Origin of the sequence: Streptomyces sp. NPDC002566 (assembly GCF_042889585.1) — a bacterium.
Classification (GTDB): domain Bacteria; phylum Actinomycetota; class Actinomycetes; order Streptomycetales; family Streptomycetaceae; genus Streptomyces.
Window position 1 is genome coordinate 239,888 of the sequence record NZ_JBIARD010000008.1, and the last position, 17,547, is coordinate 257,434.

Below are 17,547 nucleotides of genomic sequence, written 5' to 3' on the forward strand. Positions count from 1 at the left end.
GCGCCCGGGAGGAGGTCCGGCTTGACCCTCACGTCGCGTGAGGGATCAAGGTGGGGGCATCCGGCAGATGCAGGTCTGCCTCGCCCGCATGTACGAGGCCGACCCCGGGATCGCCGCCCACTACGACGGCGTCCGCGCCGGTCTCGCCGCCTGGTTCCGCCAGATCGTCGACGCCAGTGCGCGCGCCCACGGCATCGACCCGGACACCGCCACCTGGGATCAGGGGCCTTCAGACCGCGCTCCGCAGGCCCCCGCCCGCTTCGTCCGCGAACACGCTCGGCCAGTAGCACCGGCTGTCGTCCTCCTGTGCCGCCGCAGGCGTGCGCGCGCAGGCCAGCGGGTCGAGGGTGGCGAGGGTCCGGGTGAGGGTGGTGGCGAGCTGGTCGTAGGCCTCGGTGAGGTCGTGATCGGCGTCCAGGGTCTTCGCTCGGTGGATCAGCCAGAGGGTGACGGCGAGGGTGGAGACGTCGGCGTTCAGGGGCCGCAGCGCCGACGTCGCCCCGGACCACGTCAGGACCGCGCCCGTGGTGCCGTCCAGGACCAGGCTGACGCCGTCGGACAGCGCGCCGAGGCGTATCAAGTGGGCGGCTTCGGCGGGGAGTCGGGTGTGGCCGTCGTCCGCGTGGTGGTCGGCGAGGGTGGGCAGCGGGGCGTCCGTGTCCAGGGCGAACCAGACGCACTCCTCCGGCAGGCCCACCTCCGCCAGGAAACGGCGGGTCGGCTCATGGGTGAGGGCGGACGGGAAGTCGACGTCCTCGAAGCGGACGACGGCGCGGGAGCCGAACTCGTCGTCCAGGAGGCGGGGCGGGAGGTCCAGGGCCAGGTCCGAGCGGGTGCCCGGGCCCGCGATCAGGGCGAGGGGGCGTATCACCGCGATCAGGCGCCAGAACGGCGGCACCTCGCCGTGCGCCCCCGCCTCGTACAGCGCGAGGAGCTGGGCGGAGGCCTGCGCCACCGCCTCGGGGCCGTAGCGGCCCGCGTAGGCGGCGAACTGGCCGCGCAGCGCCGCCAGTTCGTCGGCCGCCGTCGCGAAGCGCACGAGCGTCTCCAGGGACGGCGCGAGCGGGCGGCGGTCCATCAGGTGGGGGCGGTCGTGGAGGAAGTACGTCGTCGTGATCTCGCCGGTGGAGCCGTCGAGCAGGACCGACTCCCCGCGCGGGCCGCCGGACCCGGTGAGCCCTCCTATGACGAGCTGTTCGCTCAGGCCGGCCGCCATGCCGCCGTCCGCTTCGCCCGTGGAGTCGCCCACGGTGCGCAGTCCGTCCGCGCGGAGCGCGTCGAAGGTCAGCAGGCCGCCGACGCCCGGCAGTCCGGGCCCGGTCAGCCAGCGGCGCGTCGGCGCGTGCGTGACGTACGGGTCCAGCTCGGAGTCGGTGAAGGTGATCACCGCCGTGCCGGCGGCGGTACCGGTCGTGCCCATGTGGTTCCCCCGTGCGTGAAGTGTGCCGTCCCGGCGGCGGCCCGCGTCGCCGCGCACGCCGCCGTCCCACTTCCCCGAACACTACGCGGCACCACTGACAACGGCCCTCGCCTGGGAAGACGTCACCGCGCCCGAGTTCGTTCCCGTCTCACGGCACCTCACGGGAATCACCCCGGCCGTCTCCGCGGCCCGCCCGGCGGGCACCGGGAGGGTTCACGTCAAGCAGACCCCGCACGGCGGACGCCGGGAGGCCTCACGTGAAGCAGACCCCACCCGGAACCACCGGGTCGCTCACTGCCCCGTCACCACCGCCGCCTGCGGCCTTATCGGGAGGCGGTTGACGGGACGTCCGGTGGCGGCGCGCACCGCCGAGGCGATGGCCGCGGGGGACGTCACCACCGGGACCGCGCTGGCCGCCTTCGCGCCGAAGGGGGCGACCACGTCGCGCTCCTCGACCAGTTTGACGATCCGGATGTCGGGCGCGTCCAGGGCGGTCGGCAGGGCGTAGCCGGTGAGGTCGGGGTGGCGGACGAGACCGCGCGGGGTGCGCAGGTTCTCGGTGAGCGCGATGCCGACGCCCTGGGTGACGCCCGCCTCGATGCGGGCGGTCAGCTGCGCCGGGTTCAGAACCCGGCCGACGTCCTGGGCGACCGCCAGCTCCACCACCCGCACCGAGCCCAGCTCGATGTCGACGTCGACCACCGCGCGGACCGCGCAGAAGGCGAGCCCGACGAAGGCGTCGCCCTGGCCGGCCGCGTCGAGCGGCTCGGTCGGGTGGGGGCGGCACTGGGCCGTCGCCCACAACTCCTTGCCGTGCAGCTCCTCGGCGACCGTGGTCGACAGGACGCCGTCGTACGAGGTGATCTTGCCGTCGGTGATCTGGAGCAGCTCGGTGGACATGCCGAACTTGTGCGCGAGGGGCTGGAGCAGCTGGGTGCGGACCATCTTGGCCGCGCGTTCCACCGCGCCGCCGGACACCCACGTGTGCCGGCCGTGGCAGCTCGCGCCGGCGGGCGGCTGGTCGGTGTCGACGGGCGCCACGTGCACCTCGTCGACGCCCAGGGTCTCCTGGACGATCTGGCGGGCGAGGGTGGTGAAGCCCTGCCCGGTCTCCACCGCCGCGCACAGCACGGTCGCGACGCCGTCCAGGACCTTGACGGTGGCGGTGGACACCTCGTCCGCGCCCTCGGCGCCGAGCATGTGCACCATGCCCAGGCCGTAGCCGACGCCCCGGCGCACCGCGCCGGGTTCGCCCGCGCCCTCGGGGCCGCCGGGCAGCAGCCAGTCCTCCTCGGGGGTGTCCTTCGGCAGCGGCGGCAGGGGGAACTCCTGCACCGCTTGGAGGAGTTCGGCGACGGGCGCGGGGCAGGTCACCGTCTGGCCGGTCGGCAGCACGTCCCCGGTCGCCATGACGTTGCGCAGGCGCAGCTCCGCCGGGTCGACGCCGAGCTTCTTGGCCAGCTTGTCCATCTGCGCCTCGTAGGCGGCGCAGACCTGCATCGCGCCCTCGCCCCGGACGTGCCCGGAAGGCGGGTTGTTGGTGCGCACGGCCCAGCCCTCGATGAAGGCGTTCGGGACGACGTAGGGGCCGCAGGCGAAGGAGACGGCGGCGGCCAGGGCCTCGGCGGAGGTGTCGGCGTAGGCGCCGGCGTCGAGCAGGATCTGCGCCTCGACCTTGACGAGCCGGCCCTCGGCGTCGGCGTGGTGGCGGTATCTGAGCAGGGTGGGGTGGCGGTGGGCGTGGCCGAGGAAGGACTCCTCGCGGGTCGCCGTGAGCTTCACCGGGCAGCCCGTGCGCAGGGCGAGCAGGCCGAGCGGGAGCTGGAAGCCCTGGTCCTCGCGGTCGGCGGTGGCGCCGGGCACACCGGTGACCACGATCTTCACCCGATCGGGTGTCAGCCCGAAGCAGGCGGCGGCGGTGTCGCGGTCGCTGTGCGGGTCGGTGGAGGCGAGGTACAGCTCCACGCCGCCGTCGGGGCGGGGCACCGCGAGGCCGGCCTCGGCGCCGATGGGGGCGGGGTCGGCGCGGCCGATGCGGTACTGGCCCTCGACGACGACCTCGCCGGCCGCGGAGGGGTCTCCGTGGTGCAGCGGGATGTGCCGGATGAGGTTGCCGTCGGGGTGCAGCGACTCCGCCTCGAAGGCGAGTTCGGGGTCGACGACCGGGTCGAGGACCTCGTACTCGACGATGACGGCCGCGGCGGCCATGCGCGCGGTGTCGGGGTGGTCGGCGGCGACGGCGGCGATGGGCTCGCCGTGGTGGCGCACGACCTCGGAGGCGAACACCGGGCGGTCGGCCGTGCCCCGGCCGTGCAGCGCCCTGCCGGGGACGTCCTCGTGGGTGACGACGGCCCGCACGCCGGGCATCTCGCGCGCGTGGGAGGTGTCGATCGAGACGATGCGCGCGTGCGCGTGCGGGGAGCGCAGGACGGCCGCCCAGAGCAGGCCCTCGGCCCACAGGTCGGCCGCGTAGGGGAAGGTGCCCTCCGTCTTGGCGCGCGTGTCGGCGGGCGGCAGTGAGACGCCCAGGCCGTGCGGGATCGGCTCGGGGGCCGGGGCGGCCTCCGCGGGGCTCGTCGCGGTGGCTGCTTCGTTGGTCACGCCTGGCCTCCGTCCTGGCCCTGTCCGTACACCGGGTCGTGCGGATGGGGCTGTGCCGGGTTCTCGAACGCCGACGGGTGGACGCCGCCCGCGCCCGGACCCGCCTGGTGCGGGATACGTGCCTCGTCGCCGTCCGTCTCAGCGTCCGCGGCGGCGTGCGCCTCGCGTTCGTCGACGACGTCCTGGACGGCCCGCAGGACGCCCCGGTAGCCGGAGCAGCGGCACAGGTTGCCGCAGAGCGCCTGGCGGGTCTCCAGCTCGGTGGGGGCGGGGTTGCCCTCCAGCAGGTCGTGCACGGTCATCGCCATGCCGGGCACGCAGAATCCGCACTGCACCGCCCCGCACCGGGCGAGCGCCCGCTGCACGTCGGAGGGCTGTCCGTCGACGGCGAGGCCCTCCACGGTGCGGACCTCGCTGCCGGCGGTGGTGACGGCGGGGACCAGGCAGGAGGCGACGAGGCGGCCGTCCACCTGGACGTTGCAGGCCCCGCACTCGCCCTGCGAGCAGCCGTCCTTGGCGCCCGCGAGTCCGAGCCGCTCACGCAGGACGTAGAGCAGGGACTCGCCGATCCAGGCGTCGGTGACCGGGCGGTCGGAGCCGTTCACGCGCAGCACGTAGGAGGCGAGGGGGTGTTCCTCGTGGAAGGGCGGCCGGCCGGCGTCGGTGTCTTCCTGCGGGTGGACGCCGTGGTCGTCCACGCGCGTGGACGACGCGGTGTCGTCTCCGGCGTCGGGCGCGTCGGCCGCGGACCGTGGAGCGGCGGATTCCGTCTCCGCGTCGTCGGCGGACGGCTCGGAGTGCGGGTGGCCCGCGTCCGAGGCCCGCGGGTCCTCCGGGGCGTCCGCCTCCGGTGCGGTTTCCGCGTCGCGTACGGCGTCCGGGTCGCGTGGGCCGTCCTCGTCCCGCACGGCGTCGACGTCACGTCCGGACTCCGGGTCGTGCGCGCCTTCCGCGGCCGTGCCGGACTCGGTGTCGGCGTAGGGCTCGTGCGGGCCGCTGTACGGGCCCTCAGGGCCCCTGTAGGCCTCTTCCTCGCCCCGGGGGGCCTCGGGCGTCCCGTAGGCGGTCTCGTGGCGCTCCACGGGGTGCTCGCCGCCCTCGTCGCCGGCCCGGGAGGCGGGCGAGAACAGGGAGACGTCGTCGGCGTGCCGCTCGGGCGCCGCCGCACGGCCGGAACGGTCGCCGCTGTCCGGCTGCTGATCCCACGGCTGCGCCGACGGGCCGGGCGTGTCCTGCGCCGGTGTCGTCGCCCAGGGCGCGGGCGCGCCCCCGGGCAGGGTGGCCGGGGGCGCGCTGCCCCACTGTTCGACCAGGGCCGAGGTGGTGAACTCGCCCGACTCGTCGGGGAGGTCGCCGCCCGCGACGGGAATGGACCACTGCCCGGTCACGTCATGGCCGGGCGCGGGGGCCGCGGGGGTCTCCTCGAACGTCCACTGTCCGGTCGAGCCCGGGTTGTACGTGAACCGGTCGTCGCCCACGCTCGCCCCGCTCGCGGGGGCCGGCCACTCGGCGCCGCCGACCGGGGACGGCCACGCGCCCGTGCCGCCCGCGTCGGTGTCGGGCCGGTCGGGCGCCGCCGTGATCCGCGGCGGGACATAGCCGTGTCCGGGAGCCGCCAGCGGGCTTTCCCCGCGCGCGGCGAGGAGGGCGTCCACGCCGCCCTCGGGGAGCTTCACGAAGGCGGTGGCGCCGTCGTCGTAGTCGCCCTGGGGCAGCGGGTCCCAGCGGCCCGCACCCTGGGGCGAGCCCTGGCCCTGTCCGTGGTCCTGTCCGTGCTGGTGCCCGTGGTCCTGTCCGTGCTGGTCGTCGGTCACGACAGCGCCCTCCCCAGTGCTCGTCGGGCCAGCGCGGCGACGGTGCGCCGCAGGTGCAGTACGGCGGGCGGCAGCGGCTGCACGGAGCCGTCCTCGGCCGGGACCGGGTCGGGGATGCAGGCGGCCGCCACGTACTCCCCGAAGGCGGTCAGGGCCTCGGGGACGATCGTGCGGCTGTTGTCCCAGTCGATGAGCTGGGCGACCCACTGCTCGGCCTCGAGCGGCCGCAGCGGCATCGGCGCTATCGCGCCGACGGCGCACCTGACGCCGCGCCGGGCGGGGTCGAGGACGAGGGCGACGGACGCGACGGCGCGCCCGGGCCCGGTGCGTCCGGTCGCCTTCAGGAAGACCTGGGGGGCGTGCAGCAGCGGCACGCGCACGTAGCCGATGAGTTCGCCGCCGCGCAGCATCTCCATGCCGGCCAGCAGATGCGACACCGGGATCTCGCGGCGGGCTCCGCCCTGGCCCGCGACGATCAGCGTCGCCTCCAGCGCGGCCAGCACGGGCAGCGCGTCGCCCGTGGGCGCGGCCGAGGCGATGTTGCCGCCCAGGGTTCCCGCGTTGCGGATGTGCGGGGGCCCGGCGGCGCGGGAGGCGGCGGCGAGCGCGGGGATGAGGGCGGCGAAGTCGGGGCGTCCCATGCGCGCGTGCGTGAGTCCGGCGCCGAGCAGCGCGTGGCCGTCCTGGTACTGCCAGCCGCGGATCTCGCTGATCCGGCCGAGGCCCACCAGGGCGGCGGGCCTGAGCTGCCCGGAGTTGACGGCGGCCATGAGGTCGGTGCCGCCGGCCACCGGTACGGCCGCGGGGTTCGCCGTGAGGGCCGCGACGGCCTCGTCCAACGACGTGGGCAGCGTGACGGCGTGCGCCGCCTGCGGTGCGTGCGTGCTCAAAACCGGCTGCCCCTTCCCGCTGCCCCACCTGGTCCCACCTGTGTTGCCGTACGGTACGTGCTGACAGGGCGGACGTGGCAACTCTGGCACATCTTCGCAAGGCCCGGACGCGGGGGTCCGCTAGGAGGCATTCGCCCATCTCATCGGGGAGATGAGCCGTTTTCGCACGGCATCACCGGTGCGACTCGAATTGCCACTCTTCGGTGACCCCGCGGGGTTTCTCCCGTGCGCGCGCAGCCACTTGGCGAAGCGGCGGACGAACCACTCTCACAGCGCAGCCTCGGCGATCCTCGGGCGCTTCACGGCCCCACCCACCCCTGATCGCCCGTCAGAACACGGACAGCGGTCCGCGCCATGATCTTGGCCGGATCCCGATCCGGGGTCGACGGCGCGCCGGGGCGCGGGAGCCGCGCCCGCCGGCGCGCGTCAGGCGGTCACTTGTCGCCCTTGCCGCCGTTGTCGTCGCCGCCGGAGCCCATGGACTCGTAGATCTCCTTGCACATGGGGCACACGGGGTACTTCTTCGGGTCGCGACCGGGCACCCAGACCTTGCCGCACAGCGCCACGACGGGGGTCCCGTCGAGAGCGCTCGCCATGATCTTGTCCTTCTGGACGTAGTGCGCGAAGCGCTCGTGGTCACCGTCACCGGACGACACCTGCGGCGTCGGCTCTACGAGGGTCCCCGTACCGGTGCCGCGCTCGGGCTCAAGAGTGCTCATGGGCCCAAGGGTACTGAAGCTCACACCCATCAGTTGAGCGACGGGTCGTCCGGATAGGTGGCCACCATCGCCAGTTCGTTGCGCTGGCGGCGCAGCACCTCGCGCCAGAGTCTCTCCGGCTCCGGCGAGGAGACGTCGCCCGGCTCCGACTCGACGACGTACCAGGCGCCCTCCACCAGCTCGTCCTCCAGCTGGCCGGGGCCCCAGCCGGCGTACCCGGCGAAGATCCTCAGGGAGCCGAGGGCCGAGGCGAGCAGTTCGGGCGGGGCCTCCAGGTCGACGAGGCCGATCGCGCCGTGCACCCGCCGCCAGCCGAGGGGGGCGCCGTCGACGCCGGTGCCGCCGGGGATCACGGCCACGCCGAGCGCCGAGTCCAGGGAGACGGGGCCGCCCTGGAAGACGACGCCCGGTTCGCCGGTGAGGTCCGCCCAGCCCTCGAGGATGTCGCCCACGCCCACCGGCGTCGGACGGTTGAGGACGACGCCGAGCGAGCCCTCCTCGTCGTGGTCGAGGAGGAGCACCACCGCACGGTCGAAGTTCGGGTCCGCCAGGGCGGGGGTTGCCACGAGCAGCCGCCCTGTGAGCGAGGACACCTCGGTCATGCCAGACATGATCCCGCATCTTCCCCCGGAGTGGGGAGGCAATGCGGCGTCGGGGGTGAGGGGCAGGTGGGGGGCGTGGAGGCGGGCCGGGCACACGCGCGTGGCGGCGGTCTCACGGTGACCTTGCGTGGCCGGTGGGAAACGGTTCGTGTTGTGACAGAGCCATGACCTTCCTGAGCGCCTCCTGGGCTTACGGGACAAGGGCACTCGGCGATTACCCTGTCTCTCTCCAGCCCTGCTCCACCTTCCATGGAACGCGAGATACATGACCGTCAACGACGATGTCCTCCTTGTCCACGGCGGAACCCCGCTCGAGGGCGAGATCCGTGTCCGCGGCGCGAAGAACCTCGTGCCCAAGGCCATGGTCGCCGCCCTGCTGGGCAGTGAGCCGAGTCGACTGCGCAACGTTCCGGACATCCGTGACGTGCGAGTCGTACGCGGCCTGCTGCAACTGCACGGCGTGACGGTCCGGCCGGGCGAGGAGCCGGGCGAGCTGGTGATGGACCCGACGTACGTCGAGAGCGCGAACGTCGCCGACATCGACGCGCACGCGGGCTCCAGCCGCATCCCGATCCTGTTCTGCGGCCCCCTGCTGCACCGTCTCGGCCACGCTTTCATCCCCGGCCTCGGCGGCTGCGACATCGGCGGCCGGCCGATCGACTTCCACTTCGACGTGCTGCGGCAGTTCGGCGCCAAGATCGAGAAGCGTGACGACGGTCAGTACCTGGAGGCCCCGCAGCGGCTGCGCGGCACGAAGATCCGGCTGCCGTACCCGTCCGTGGGCGCGACCGAGCAGGTGCTGCTGACGGCAGTGCTCGCCGAGGGCGTCACGGAGCTCTCGAACGCGGCCGTGGAGCCGGAGATCGAGGACCTGATCTGCGTCCTGCAGAAGATGGGCGCCATCATCGCGATGGACACCGACCGGACGATCCGCATCACCGGTGTGGACAAGCTCGGCGGCTACGACCACCGCGCCCTCTCGGACCGCCTGGAGGCCGCCTCGTGGGCGTCCGCCGCGCTGGCGACCGAGGGCAACATCTACGTCCGCGGCGCGCAGCAGCGGTCGATGATGACGTTCCTGAACACCTACCGCAAGGTGGGCGGCGCCTTCCGCATCGACGACGAGGGCATCCGCTTCTGGCACCCCGGCGGCCAGCTGAAGTCCATCGCGCTGGAGACGGACGTCCACCCCGGCTTCCAGACCGACTGGCAGCAGCCGCTGGTCGTGGCGCTGACGCAGGCCACGGGTCTGTCGATCATCCACGAGACGGTGTACGAGTCGCGTCTCGGCTTCACCTCGGCGCTCAACCAGATGGGCGCGCACATCCAGCTCTACCGCGAGTGCCTGGGCGGCTCCGACTGCCGCTTCGGCCAGCGCAACTTCCTGCACTCCGCGGTCGTCTCCGGCCCCACCAAGCTCCAGGGCGCCGATCTGGTCATCCCGGACCTCCGCGGCGGCTTCTCCTACCTGATCGCCGCCCTCGCGGCCCAGGGCACGTCCCGCGTCCACGGAATCGACCTGATCAACCGGGGCTACGAGAACTTCATGGAGAAGCTGGTGGAACTCGGCGCGAAGGTCGAACTCCCGGGCAAGGCGCTCGGCTGACCCACAGGGCCTCGCCACGCCGACCGGGGCGACACCCCCGACTGCCGGGGGTCCGGGGGTCGCCCCCCCCCGGGCAGGCACAGCATGGAGAAGCTGGTGGAACTGGGCGCGAAGGTCGAACTCCCGGGCAAGGCGCTCGGCTGACCCACCCGGCCTCACCACGCCGACCGGGGCGACATAGTCGCTGATACGCCGATGGGGCGGCCGCCCGTGTGAACGGGTGGCCGCCCCATCGGCGTGTTGTCGCTTCCGGCGGATGCGCCCCCGAAGGGGCGCGGGGAACTGCGCGACCAGCCAAGGCCGACCCGCAGTCACCCACGGCGCCCGCTGCTCACGGCGCGTCCGGCGGAGCCTTACTTGCCCTTGGCCGCTTCCTTGAGCTTCGAGCCCGCGGAGACCTTGACGCTGTAGCCGGCCGGGATCTGGATCGGGTCGCCGGTCTGCGGGTTGCGCGCGGTGCGAGCGGCACGGTGGGTGCGCTCGAAGGTCAGGAAGCCGGGAATGGTGACCTTCTCGTCGCCCTTGGAGACGATGTCGCCGACGACCTCGGCGAACGCGGCCAGGACGGCGTCGGCGTCCTTGCGGGTCACCTCGGCACGGTCGGCCAGCGCGGCCACCAGCTCACTGCGGTTCATGTTGTTACTCCCGTGTTCTTCTTGCCATTGAGGCGTGCCACGCGGCGGAGCCGCATGGGGGACAGCGAAGTCGATGCCCACGCGCCCAGGAACGCATCCTGCCCCTACCTGCGGCGGGAAAGCCAATCCGGCACCCCTAGGAGTCGTGAGAACACCCTTGGGAGTCACACGAAGAGCGCCTGACCCGGCCGTCACAGTAGAGGCCTGCCCCGTGAGGCGGGTTCCACGACGCGCCGGGGGCCGGTCGTGGCGATCCTCACAGGCCCCCGTGCGCCGCCTGCTCGCGGCTGTACTACCCGCTCGCGGCTACGGCTGCGTGAGGGCCGAGGCGCCCGCCGCCTTCGCGGCCTCGCGGACCGCGCCGGCGACCGCGCCCGCGACCTTGTCGTTGAAGACGCTCGGAATGATGTAGTTCGGGTTCAGCTCGTCCTCGGTCACCACGTCGGCCAGCGCCTTCGCGGCAGCGATCATCATCTCGGTGTTGACCGTGCGGGACTGCGCGTCCAGCAGGCCGCGGAAGACGCCCGGGAAGACCAGCACGTTGTTGATCTGGTTCGGGAAGTCGGAGCGGCCCGTGGCCACGACGGCGGCGGTCTGCCGGGCGATCGCCGGGTCCACCTCGGGGTCGGGGTTCGCGAGCGCGAACACGATCGCCTCGTCGGCCATGGCGGCCACGTCGTCGCCGTCGAGGACGTTCGGGGCGGAGACGCCGATGAACACGTCGGCGTCGCGCACGGCCTCCTTGAGGGTGCCCGTGAGGTTCTCGGGGTTGGTGTTGTCGGCGATCCAGCGCAGCGCCGACCCGGGGGCGGCGTCGACGAGGTCCTCGCGGCCGGCGTGCACGACGCCGTGGATGTCGGCGACGACGGCGTTCTTCACGCCCGCGGCGATCAGCAGCTTGAGGATGGCCGTGCCGGCCGCGCCGGCGCCGGACATGACGACCCGGATGTTCTCGATCGCCTTGCCGGCGACGCGCAGGGCGTTGGTGAGCGCGGCGAGGACGACGATCGCGGTGCCGTGCTGGTCGTCGTGGAAGACGGGGATGTCGAGGGCCTCGCGCAGCCGGGCCTCGATCTCGAAGCAGCGGGGCGCGGAGATGTCCTCCAGGTTGATGCCGGCGAAGCCGGGGGCGATCGCCTTGACGATCTCGACGATGGCGTCGGTGTCCTGGGTGTCGAGGCAGATCGGCCAGGCGTCGATGCCGGCGAACCGCTTGAAGAGGGCCGCCTTGCCCTCCATGACGGGCAGCGCGGCCTTGGGGCCGATGTTGCCGAGGCCCAGCACGGCGGAGCCGTCCGTCACGACCGCGACGGAGTTGCGCTTGATGGTGAGGCGGCGCGCGTCCTCGGGGTTCTCGGCGATCGCCATGCAGACGCGGGCGACGCCCGGCGTGTAGACCATGGACAGGTCGTCGCGGTTGCGGATGGGGTGCTTGGACGCCATCTCGATCTTGCCGCCGAGGTGCATCAGGAACGTACGGTCGGAGACCTTGCCGAGCGTGACGCCCTCGATGCCGCGCAGCTGTTCGACGATCTCGTCGGCGTGGGCGGTCGAGGTGGCCGCGATGGTGACGTCGATGCGGAGCTTCTCGTGGCCGGAAGCAGTGACGTCGAGGCCGGTGACCGAGCCTCCGTGGGACTCGACGGCCGTGGTGAGTTGTGAGACCGCGGTTCCGCCCGCGGGCACCTCCAGCCGGACCGTCATCGAGTAGGAGACGCTGGGCGCCGTTGCCATGGCCGACTTCCTCTGCTTTCACCGGTGACGCGGATTGCGGTCCGATCGTCGCACCTACTGTCGAGTAGGAGTTAGCCACGTGGGGTTACGAACGTTTTGTTCACGACGAAAGAGGCCCACGTCACATCTGACGTGGGCCTCTCCCTTACGGAGATGACACCGACCCGCCATGCTCGCCTCGCGGCAAGTGGTCGCTCGTAGCGACGAAGGTTGGGCCCGGGGGCTTGGATCGGGCCGGTGTCACATCCAGGCTAACAAACGGAAGCGGGAAGACCATTCCCGTGCGGCGAGTTCACAGAAAGCCTTCTCCGCGAGGCCCCGCCGGACAGGTCCCACGGACTCACGGGGTCACTCGCGCAGCAGGTCCGGCAGCCCGTCGGCGTCGGGTTCGTCGCGCTCGCCCGAGACGACCGTGAGCTGCTGGGTCGCCCGGGTGAGGGCCACGTACAGCACCCGCAGGCCGGCCGGCGACTCGTCGGCGATCTCGGCCGGGGAGACCACGACCGTGGCGTCGTACTCCAGGCCCTTCGCCTCCAGGCTGCCGAGCGCCACGACACGGTCGCCGAGCCCAGCGAGCCAGCGGGCGGCCTCCTCGCGGCGGTTCATGGCGACGACGACGCCGACCGTGCCGTCGACCCGGTCCAGGAGGCGGGCGGCCTCGGCCCGCACGGTCTCGGCGAGGTCGCCGGAGACGGCCGTGAAACGGGGGACGACGCCGGTGGAGCGGACCGCGGTCGGGGACTCGGCGCCGGGCATGGCCAGCGCCAGCACCTTCGCCGCCAGCTCGGCGATCTCGGCCGGGTTGCGGTAGTTGACCGTCAGCTGGAAGCGGCGGCGCGGGCGGGTGCCGAGGGCCTCGTCGCGGGCCTCGGCCGCCTCGTCGGGGTCGGACCACGACGACTGGGCGGGGTCGCCGACGACCGTCCAGGTGGCCTGCCGGCCGCGGCGGCCGACCATGCGCCACTGCATCGGCGTGAGGTCCTGCGCCTCGTCGACGATGACGTGGGCGTACTCGGTGCGCTCCTGCGCGAGCCGTTCGGCCCGCTCGCGCTGCGACTCCTCGCGCACCGGCATCAGCTCCTCCAGGCCGGTGAGCTGGTCCAGCGGGTCGAGCTCGCGGCGCTTCTTCGGGCGGGCGGGTGCGCCGAGGATCGCCTGGAGCTCGTCGAGCATCGCGATGTCGTGCACGGAGTGGCCGTCCCGCTTGAGGGAGCGGGCGACCCTGCGGACCTCGCCGGGGTTCAGGACGCGGCGGGCCCACCGGCCGAGCCGGCGCTCGTCGGCCATGGCCGCCAGGACGGCCTTCGGCGTCAGCTCCGGCCACCAGGCGTCGAGGAACCCGATGAAGGAGTCCTCGCCCGTGACGTCCTCGTCGAAGGAGGAGCGCAGCTCGGCCGCCAGTTCGGGGTCGCTGTGCCGGCCGGCGGCGCCGGAGCGCTCCCACAGGGCGTCCAGGAGGAGCTTGCGGGCGCGGGGGCGCAGCAGGTTCACCGGCGCGGTGCCGCCGAGCGCGGCCCGGCGGATCCGGTCGAGCTCCTCCGCCTCCAGCTCGAGACGCCGTCCGAAGGCGACGACGCGCAGCCGGGTGGGCGGGCCGGCGGGGGTCTGGCCCGCCGGTTCGCCGCCGTCGAGGGTGAGCTGTCCCGCGTCGGGGGCGGGGCGGCCCTGTTCGAGGGCTCCGCGGGCCGCTTTGCGCAGCACCTTCAGCATGCGGTACGAGCCCTTGGCGCGGGCGACCGCCGGGGAGTCGTACAGGGTGGCCTGGACGCCGTCGACCAGGGAGCCGATGGCGCGGATGGCGACCTGGCCCTCCTCGCCGAGGGAGGGCAGGACGCCCTCGGTGTAGGCGACGAGCAGGGGGGTGGGCGAGACGATCAGGATGCCGCCCGAGTAGCGGCGGCGGTCCTGGTAGAGGAGGTAGGCCGCCCGGTGCAGGGCGACGGCCGTCTTGCCGGTGCCGGGGCCGCCCTCGACGTAGGTGACGGAGGCGGCGGGGGCGCGGATGACGAGGTCCTGCTCGGCCTGGATGGAGGAGACGATGTCCCGCATGGTGTGGCCGCGGGCCTGTCCGAGGGCGGCCATCAGGGCGCCGTCGCCGACGACGGGCAGCTCACGCCCGTCGAGGAAGGCTCTCAGCTCGGGGCGCATCAGGTCGTCCTCGACGCCGAGGACGCGACGGCCCTTGGAGCGGATGACCCGGCGGCGCACGACCCGGCCGGGGGCGACCGGGGTGGAGCGGTAGAACGGGGCGGCCGCGGGCGCCCGCCAGTCGATCACCAGCGGGGCGTAGTCCTCGTCGAGGACTCCGATGCGGCCGATGTGCAGGGTCTCGGCGATGTCGGCGGTGTTGTCGTCCCGCACGGCGCCGTCGGCGGGCTCCACCGAGGTGTAGGCGCCGTCGGGCCCCTTCTCGCCGTCCTTGCCGTTGAGCAGGTCGATGCGGCCGAAGAGGAAGTCCTCGAACTCGTTGTTGAGCCGGTTGAGGTGGATGCCCGCACGGAAGACCTGCGCGTCCCGCTCGGCGAGCGCGCCGGGCGTGCCGACGTGGCCGCGCTGGGCCGCGTCGTGCATGAGGAACTCGGCCTCGTGGATCTTCTCCTCGAGCCGCCGGTACACCCGGTCCAGGTGTACCTGTTCGACGCTGATCTCCCGGTCGCGGACCGAGTCCAGGACTGAGTCCTGGACCGCGTCCCGTACCGGGCCGACCGCGGTTTCCTGCTGAGCCTGAGCGGCCACCGGGCCCCCTTCTGACGTGCTGGGCAGCCGTCAACCGTACGCGAAGGGGACCGGTCGAGGCGAGGGGCCTGCCCGGACTCGCCGGACAGGCCCCGAAGCTGCGGGAGGGAAACGGAGGAAAGCGACCGCCGGAAGGCTCAGGCGTCGATCTGCACGAGCTTCTTGCCGTCGAACGTCATGACCTCGAAGTGGTCGATCTGGTTCGGGGTGAAGGCCGCGCCGCCCTGAACGTACAGGGGCTGCTTCGCCTGGTCGGTCTTGGCGCCGGGGAGGCCGTAACCCCACTCCGGGACGGACCAGGAGGAGACGGTCTCGCGCTCGCCGTTCTTGCCCACGGCGATCAGCGAGCACTTGTTCGGGCCGGCCACGTTCGACAGCTGGACGACGGCCTGGGTGCCCCACGCCTTCTCCGCCATGGCGACGGTCGCCGAGACCTTGGTGGAGGCGTCGGTGGCCGACTTCTTGTCGGGCAGCGCGTCGAAGACGCCCTTGGCGGGGTTGGCGGTGTCCGCCTGCAGCGTCTTGGCGTCCTTGCCGCTGTCGCCGCCGGTCATCGCGAGCACGCCCAGCGGGCCGCCGGCGATCAGCGCGACCGCGGCCGCGAGCATGAAGAACGAGCGGCGGCGCTTGGCGGCGCGGCGGTCGGCCACCTCGTCGACCAGCCGTTCCGCGAGCCGCGGGTTGGGCTTGGCGGACAGGGACTCGCCGATCGCGGGCGTCCCGGAACCCGGCAGGTCCGCGAGTGCGGCCAGCATCGGCTCCATCCCTGCGAGCTCGTCGAGCTGTTGGGCGCACCACTCGCAGCCGGCGAGATGCGCTTCGAAAGCGGTCGCCTCGGCGTCGTCCAGGATGCCGAGGGCGTAGGCGCCCACGGTCTCGTGTTCGCTCGGGCTCGGAGATCCCACAGATCCCTGCATGGGGCCAGACATACCCGGCCCTCCCGCTCCGAACCCCCCGTAAATGCTCATCACGCCGTCACACCCCGCTCTTCCAGAGCCAGCTTCATCGACCGCAGGGCATAGAACACCCGTGAGCGCACGGTGCCGCTGGGTATGCCCAGCGTCTCGGCCGCCTCGTTGACGGTACGCCCCTTGAAGTACGTCTCGACGAGGACCTCCCGGTGGGCAGGGGTCAGGTCGTCGAGAGCGTCCGACAGGGTCATCAGCCACAGCGCCTTGTCGATCTCATCCTCCGCGGGAATGACCTCCAGCGGCGACGGGTCGACCTCCTGCGGCCGGGCCTGCCGGCTGCGGTGGCCGTCGATGACGATGCGGCGTGCGACCGTCACCAGCCAGGGGCGTACCGATCCGGTCGCTCGATTGAGCTGGCCGGCGTTCTTCCAGGCCCGGATGAGCGTCTCCTGCACGACGTCTTCGGCTCGTTGACGGTCTCCGGCAACCAGGCGCAGGACATACGCAAGCAGGGGTCCGGCATGCTCCCGATACAGGGCACGCATCAGCTCCTCGTCAGGCTCCGAGGGCTGGGACATGCGATGTCGGGCCCTCGATCCACGTTCATTGGCCACGGCCGCATCCTTGCGCACGCCCACCTCCGGTGTCCGGGGGTTCCCCCAGTCGGTCGCTCCCACACCGGTACGCAAGCGATGAGTTGAGTGTTCAAAGTGAGGCGACAGTTTTCTTCGCGGTGTCATGACGAGGGGGACATGGGGGCACATTCCCACCCCTCTTCCTTCACAACTCCGCCACACCGGGCCGAACGTGGGCGCTTCCCGGCCTGCCGTAAAGGTAAACAGGGTGTAACCGAAATCACTTCGACGGCGGGGGAGCGAACACCGCATAAGGGACGGGCGAGTTGGGCGGCCACGCCCTCGCGGTCTGCGGGACGGCGGAGTCGGGGTGTTCGGAAGGGGCGATCGGCAGGGTGCCGGAGACAAGGGCGTGAGGTGCCGGAGTCGTCTTCGGGTTGCCGCTGACGGGGGTGGAGGTTGCCGCCATCGGGGTTCCGTTGCAGGTAAGTGGAGTTGAGGGGGCGACAGGGGAAGCGGGGAGGGGGCCTGCGGAGACTGAGGCCGTCACGACCGGTCCGGCGCGGGCGGCGTGCGGTGGAGGGCCGTGCGTCTGCGATGGCGGGCCGCCCGCTCCCGGTTGCCGCAGACCTCGCTGGAGCACCAGCGCCTCCTGCGCCCGCGGGAGGTGTCGACGTACACGATCGGGCAGTCGTCCCCCTCGCACTGCCGCAGCCCTGCCCGCGCGGCGGGATCGGTCAGCAGCTCCACGGCGTCCCGCGCGACTCCGGCGAGCAGTTCGGCGCACGCCGGAGGGCCGGCCAACTCCCGGACGAGCGTGCCGTCGTGGACGTGCACGGCGCGCGGTGCGGGGGGCGCGGCACGGGCCGCCGCCTCGTTGACGCGGGCGAGTGCGCGGGTGAGGGCGAGGTCGTACGCCTCACGGGCCAGCCAGCCGCGTACCAACTGCCCGACGTGTCCCCGCAGTTCACGGAAGGCGGCCGGCCAGTCGGGATCGGCGTGGGTGAGGGGCGTGCCCGGCGGGACGAGTCCGGAACCGCTGATCCAGGCGCGCAACGCGGGGAGGGCGTCGAGGCGCTCGCTCGGGTGGGTGGTGGCCAGGAGGTCCAGGCAGATCCGCCCAGCGTCGAACCGCAGACCGTACGGGGCCGGGGCGGCCGGGTGCGTAGCCAGCGTCATGTGCCTGTCACCGCCTCGAAAAGGCCTCGGGGTCCTTCCACAGTGCCGGGCGGCCGACGCCCTGCGGAAGACCCCGTACCGACGCCGTGCCGGGAGCGAGTCGCCCGGGCCGCGGTTCAGCGCAC

Annotated in this window: 14 protein-coding genes and 1 pseudogene; 2 read left to right on the forward strand and 13 right to left on the reverse strand. The window is 72.9% G+C overall.

The window, feature by feature from the left end:
- Window positions 1-61 precede the first annotated feature (61 nt).
- Window positions 62-223: pseudogene (locus ACFYXA_RS30025) on the forward strand (TipAS antibiotic-recognition domain-containing protein); the annotation flags it as partial.
- Window positions 224-229: 6 nt separating this feature from the next.
- On the opposite strand, the gene ACFYXA_RS30030 reads toward ACFYXA_RS30025, so the two are convergent.
- The 6 genes from ACFYXA_RS30030 to ACFYXA_RS30055 form a co-directional block, all read right to left on the reverse strand.
- Entirely contained in the window at window positions 230-1,420 is a 1,191-nt protein-coding gene (locus ACFYXA_RS30030; RefSeq protein ID WP_389038747.1) for an SUKH-4 family immunity protein, read from the reverse strand.
- 291 nt (window positions 1,421-1,711) lie between these two features.
- The gene (locus tag ACFYXA_RS30035) at window positions 1,712-4,021 is read right to left on the reverse strand and encodes a molybdopterin cofactor-binding domain-containing protein (RefSeq protein WP_356680916.1); all 2,310 of its coding nucleotides are present in this window, start codon (window positions 4,019-4,021) and stop codon (window positions 1,712-1,714) included.
- Complete coding sequence (locus tag ACFYXA_RS30040) at window positions 4,018-5,835, reverse strand: 2Fe-2S iron-sulfur cluster-binding protein (protein ID WP_389038751.1); 1,818 nt, start codon at window positions 5,833-5,835, stop codon at window positions 4,018-4,020. Before ACFYXA_RS30040 ends, ACFYXA_RS30035 begins: the two co-directional genes overlap by 4 nt.
- Window positions 5,832-6,725, reverse strand: coding sequence for a xanthine dehydrogenase family protein subunit M (locus ACFYXA_RS30045; protein ID WP_130436532.1), 894 nt, complete (start codon window positions 6,723-6,725; stop codon window positions 5,832-5,834). Before ACFYXA_RS30045 ends, ACFYXA_RS30040 begins: the two co-directional genes overlap by 4 nt.
- A 434-nt stretch (window positions 6,726-7,159) precedes the next feature.
- A complete protein-coding gene (locus ACFYXA_RS30050; RefSeq protein WP_130436531.1) occupies window positions 7,160-7,444 on the reverse strand; it encodes a DUF3039 domain-containing protein in 285 nt (94 codons plus the stop codon).
- A gap of 29 nt (window positions 7,445-7,473) precedes the next feature.
- On the reverse strand, window positions 7,474-8,046 hold the full coding sequence (locus ACFYXA_RS30055; protein WP_352252648.1) for a YqgE/AlgH family protein: 573 nt from the start codon (window positions 8,044-8,046) through the stop codon (window positions 7,474-7,476).
- Between the two features lie 265 nt (window positions 8,047-8,311).
- On the opposite strand from ACFYXA_RS30055, the gene murA reads away from it, so the two are divergent.
- Entirely contained in the window at window positions 8,312-9,652 is a 1,341-nt protein-coding gene (murA, locus tag ACFYXA_RS30060) for a UDP-N-acetylglucosamine 1-carboxyvinyltransferase (protein ID WP_352252650.1), read from the forward strand.
- Between the two features lie 353 nt (window positions 9,653-10,005).
- Here the strand turns inward: murA and ACFYXA_RS30065 are convergent, their stop codons facing one another.
- From ACFYXA_RS30065 to ACFYXA_RS30095, 7 genes are all read right to left on the reverse strand, one after another.
- Complete coding sequence (locus ACFYXA_RS30065) at window positions 10,006-10,287, reverse strand: HU family DNA-binding protein (protein WP_004000874.1); 282 nt, start codon at window positions 10,285-10,287, stop codon at window positions 10,006-10,008.
- Window positions 10,288-10,593: 306 nt separating this feature from the next.
- The gene (locus ACFYXA_RS30070) at window positions 10,594-12,021 is read right to left on the reverse strand and encodes an NAD-dependent malic enzyme (protein WP_351098796.1); all 1,428 of its coding nucleotides are present in this window, start codon (window positions 12,019-12,021) and stop codon (window positions 10,594-10,596) included.
- Window positions 12,022-12,369: 348 nt separating this feature from the next.
- The gene (locus ACFYXA_RS30075) at window positions 12,370-14,757 is read right to left on the reverse strand and encodes a HelD family protein (protein WP_389038759.1); all 2,388 of its coding nucleotides are present in this window, start codon (window positions 14,755-14,757) and stop codon (window positions 12,370-12,372) included.
- Between the two features lie 137 nt (window positions 14,758-14,894).
- Window positions 14,895-15,674 (reverse strand): zf-HC2 domain-containing protein, encoded by a 780-nt coding sequence (locus ACFYXA_RS30080; protein ID WP_352252655.1) that lies wholly within the window; start codon window positions 15,672-15,674, stop codon window positions 14,895-14,897.
- A 50-nt stretch (window positions 15,675-15,724) separates the two neighbouring features.
- A complete protein-coding gene (locus ACFYXA_RS30085; protein WP_010039908.1) occupies window positions 15,725-16,246 on the reverse strand; it encodes a sigma-70 family RNA polymerase sigma factor in 522 nt (173 codons plus the stop codon).
- Between the two features lie 277 nt (window positions 16,247-16,523).
- Complete coding sequence (locus ACFYXA_RS30090; RefSeq protein WP_389038763.1) at window positions 16,524-16,712, reverse strand: hypothetical protein; 189 nt, start codon at window positions 16,710-16,712, stop codon at window positions 16,524-16,526.
- Window positions 16,713-16,789: 77 nt separating this feature from the next.
- Window positions 16,790-17,422, reverse strand: coding sequence for a CGNR zinc finger domain-containing protein (locus ACFYXA_RS30095; RefSeq protein WP_389038766.1), 633 nt, complete (start codon window positions 17,420-17,422; stop codon window positions 16,790-16,792).
- Window positions 17,423-17,547: the final 125 nt, after the last annotated feature.

Coding starts and splice junctions, on each gene's coding strand:
- ACFYXA_RS30080 (WP_352252655.1), bottom strand. CDS start 15,674: ATGCAGGGATCTGTGGGATCTCCGAGCCCGAGCGAACACGAGACCGTG.
- ACFYXA_RS30095 (WP_389038766.1), bottom strand. CDS start 17,422: ATGACGCTGGCTACGCACCCGGCCGCCCCGGCCCCGTACGGTCTGCGG.
- ACFYXA_RS30070 (WP_351098796.1), bottom strand. CDS start 12,021: ATGGCAACGGCGCCCAGCGTCTCCTACTCGATGACGGTCCGGCTGGAG.
- ACFYXA_RS30030 (WP_389038747.1), bottom strand. CDS start 1,420: ATGGGCACGACCGGTACCGCCGCCGGCACGGCGGTGATCACCTTCACC.
- ACFYXA_RS30090 (WP_389038763.1), bottom strand. CDS start 16,712: ATGGCGGCAACCTCCACCCCCGTCAGCGGCAACCCGAAGACGACTCCG.
- murA (WP_352252650.1), top strand. CDS start 8,312: ATGACCGTCAACGACGATGTCCTCCTTGTCCACGGCGGAACCCCGCTC.
- ACFYXA_RS30085 (WP_010039908.1), bottom strand. CDS start 16,246: ATGTCCCAGCCCTCGGAGCCTGACGAGGAGCTGATGCGTGCCCTGTAT.
- ACFYXA_RS30050 (WP_130436531.1), bottom strand. CDS start 7,444: ATGAGCACTCTTGAGCCCGAGCGCGGCACCGGTACGGGGACCCTCGTA.
- ACFYXA_RS30065 (WP_004000874.1), bottom strand. CDS start 10,287: ATGAACCGCAGTGAGCTGGTGGCCGCGCTGGCCGACCGTGCCGAGGTG.
- ACFYXA_RS30055 (WP_352252648.1), bottom strand. CDS start 8,046: ATGACCGAGGTGTCCTCGCTCACAGGGCGGCTGCTCGTGGCAACCCCC.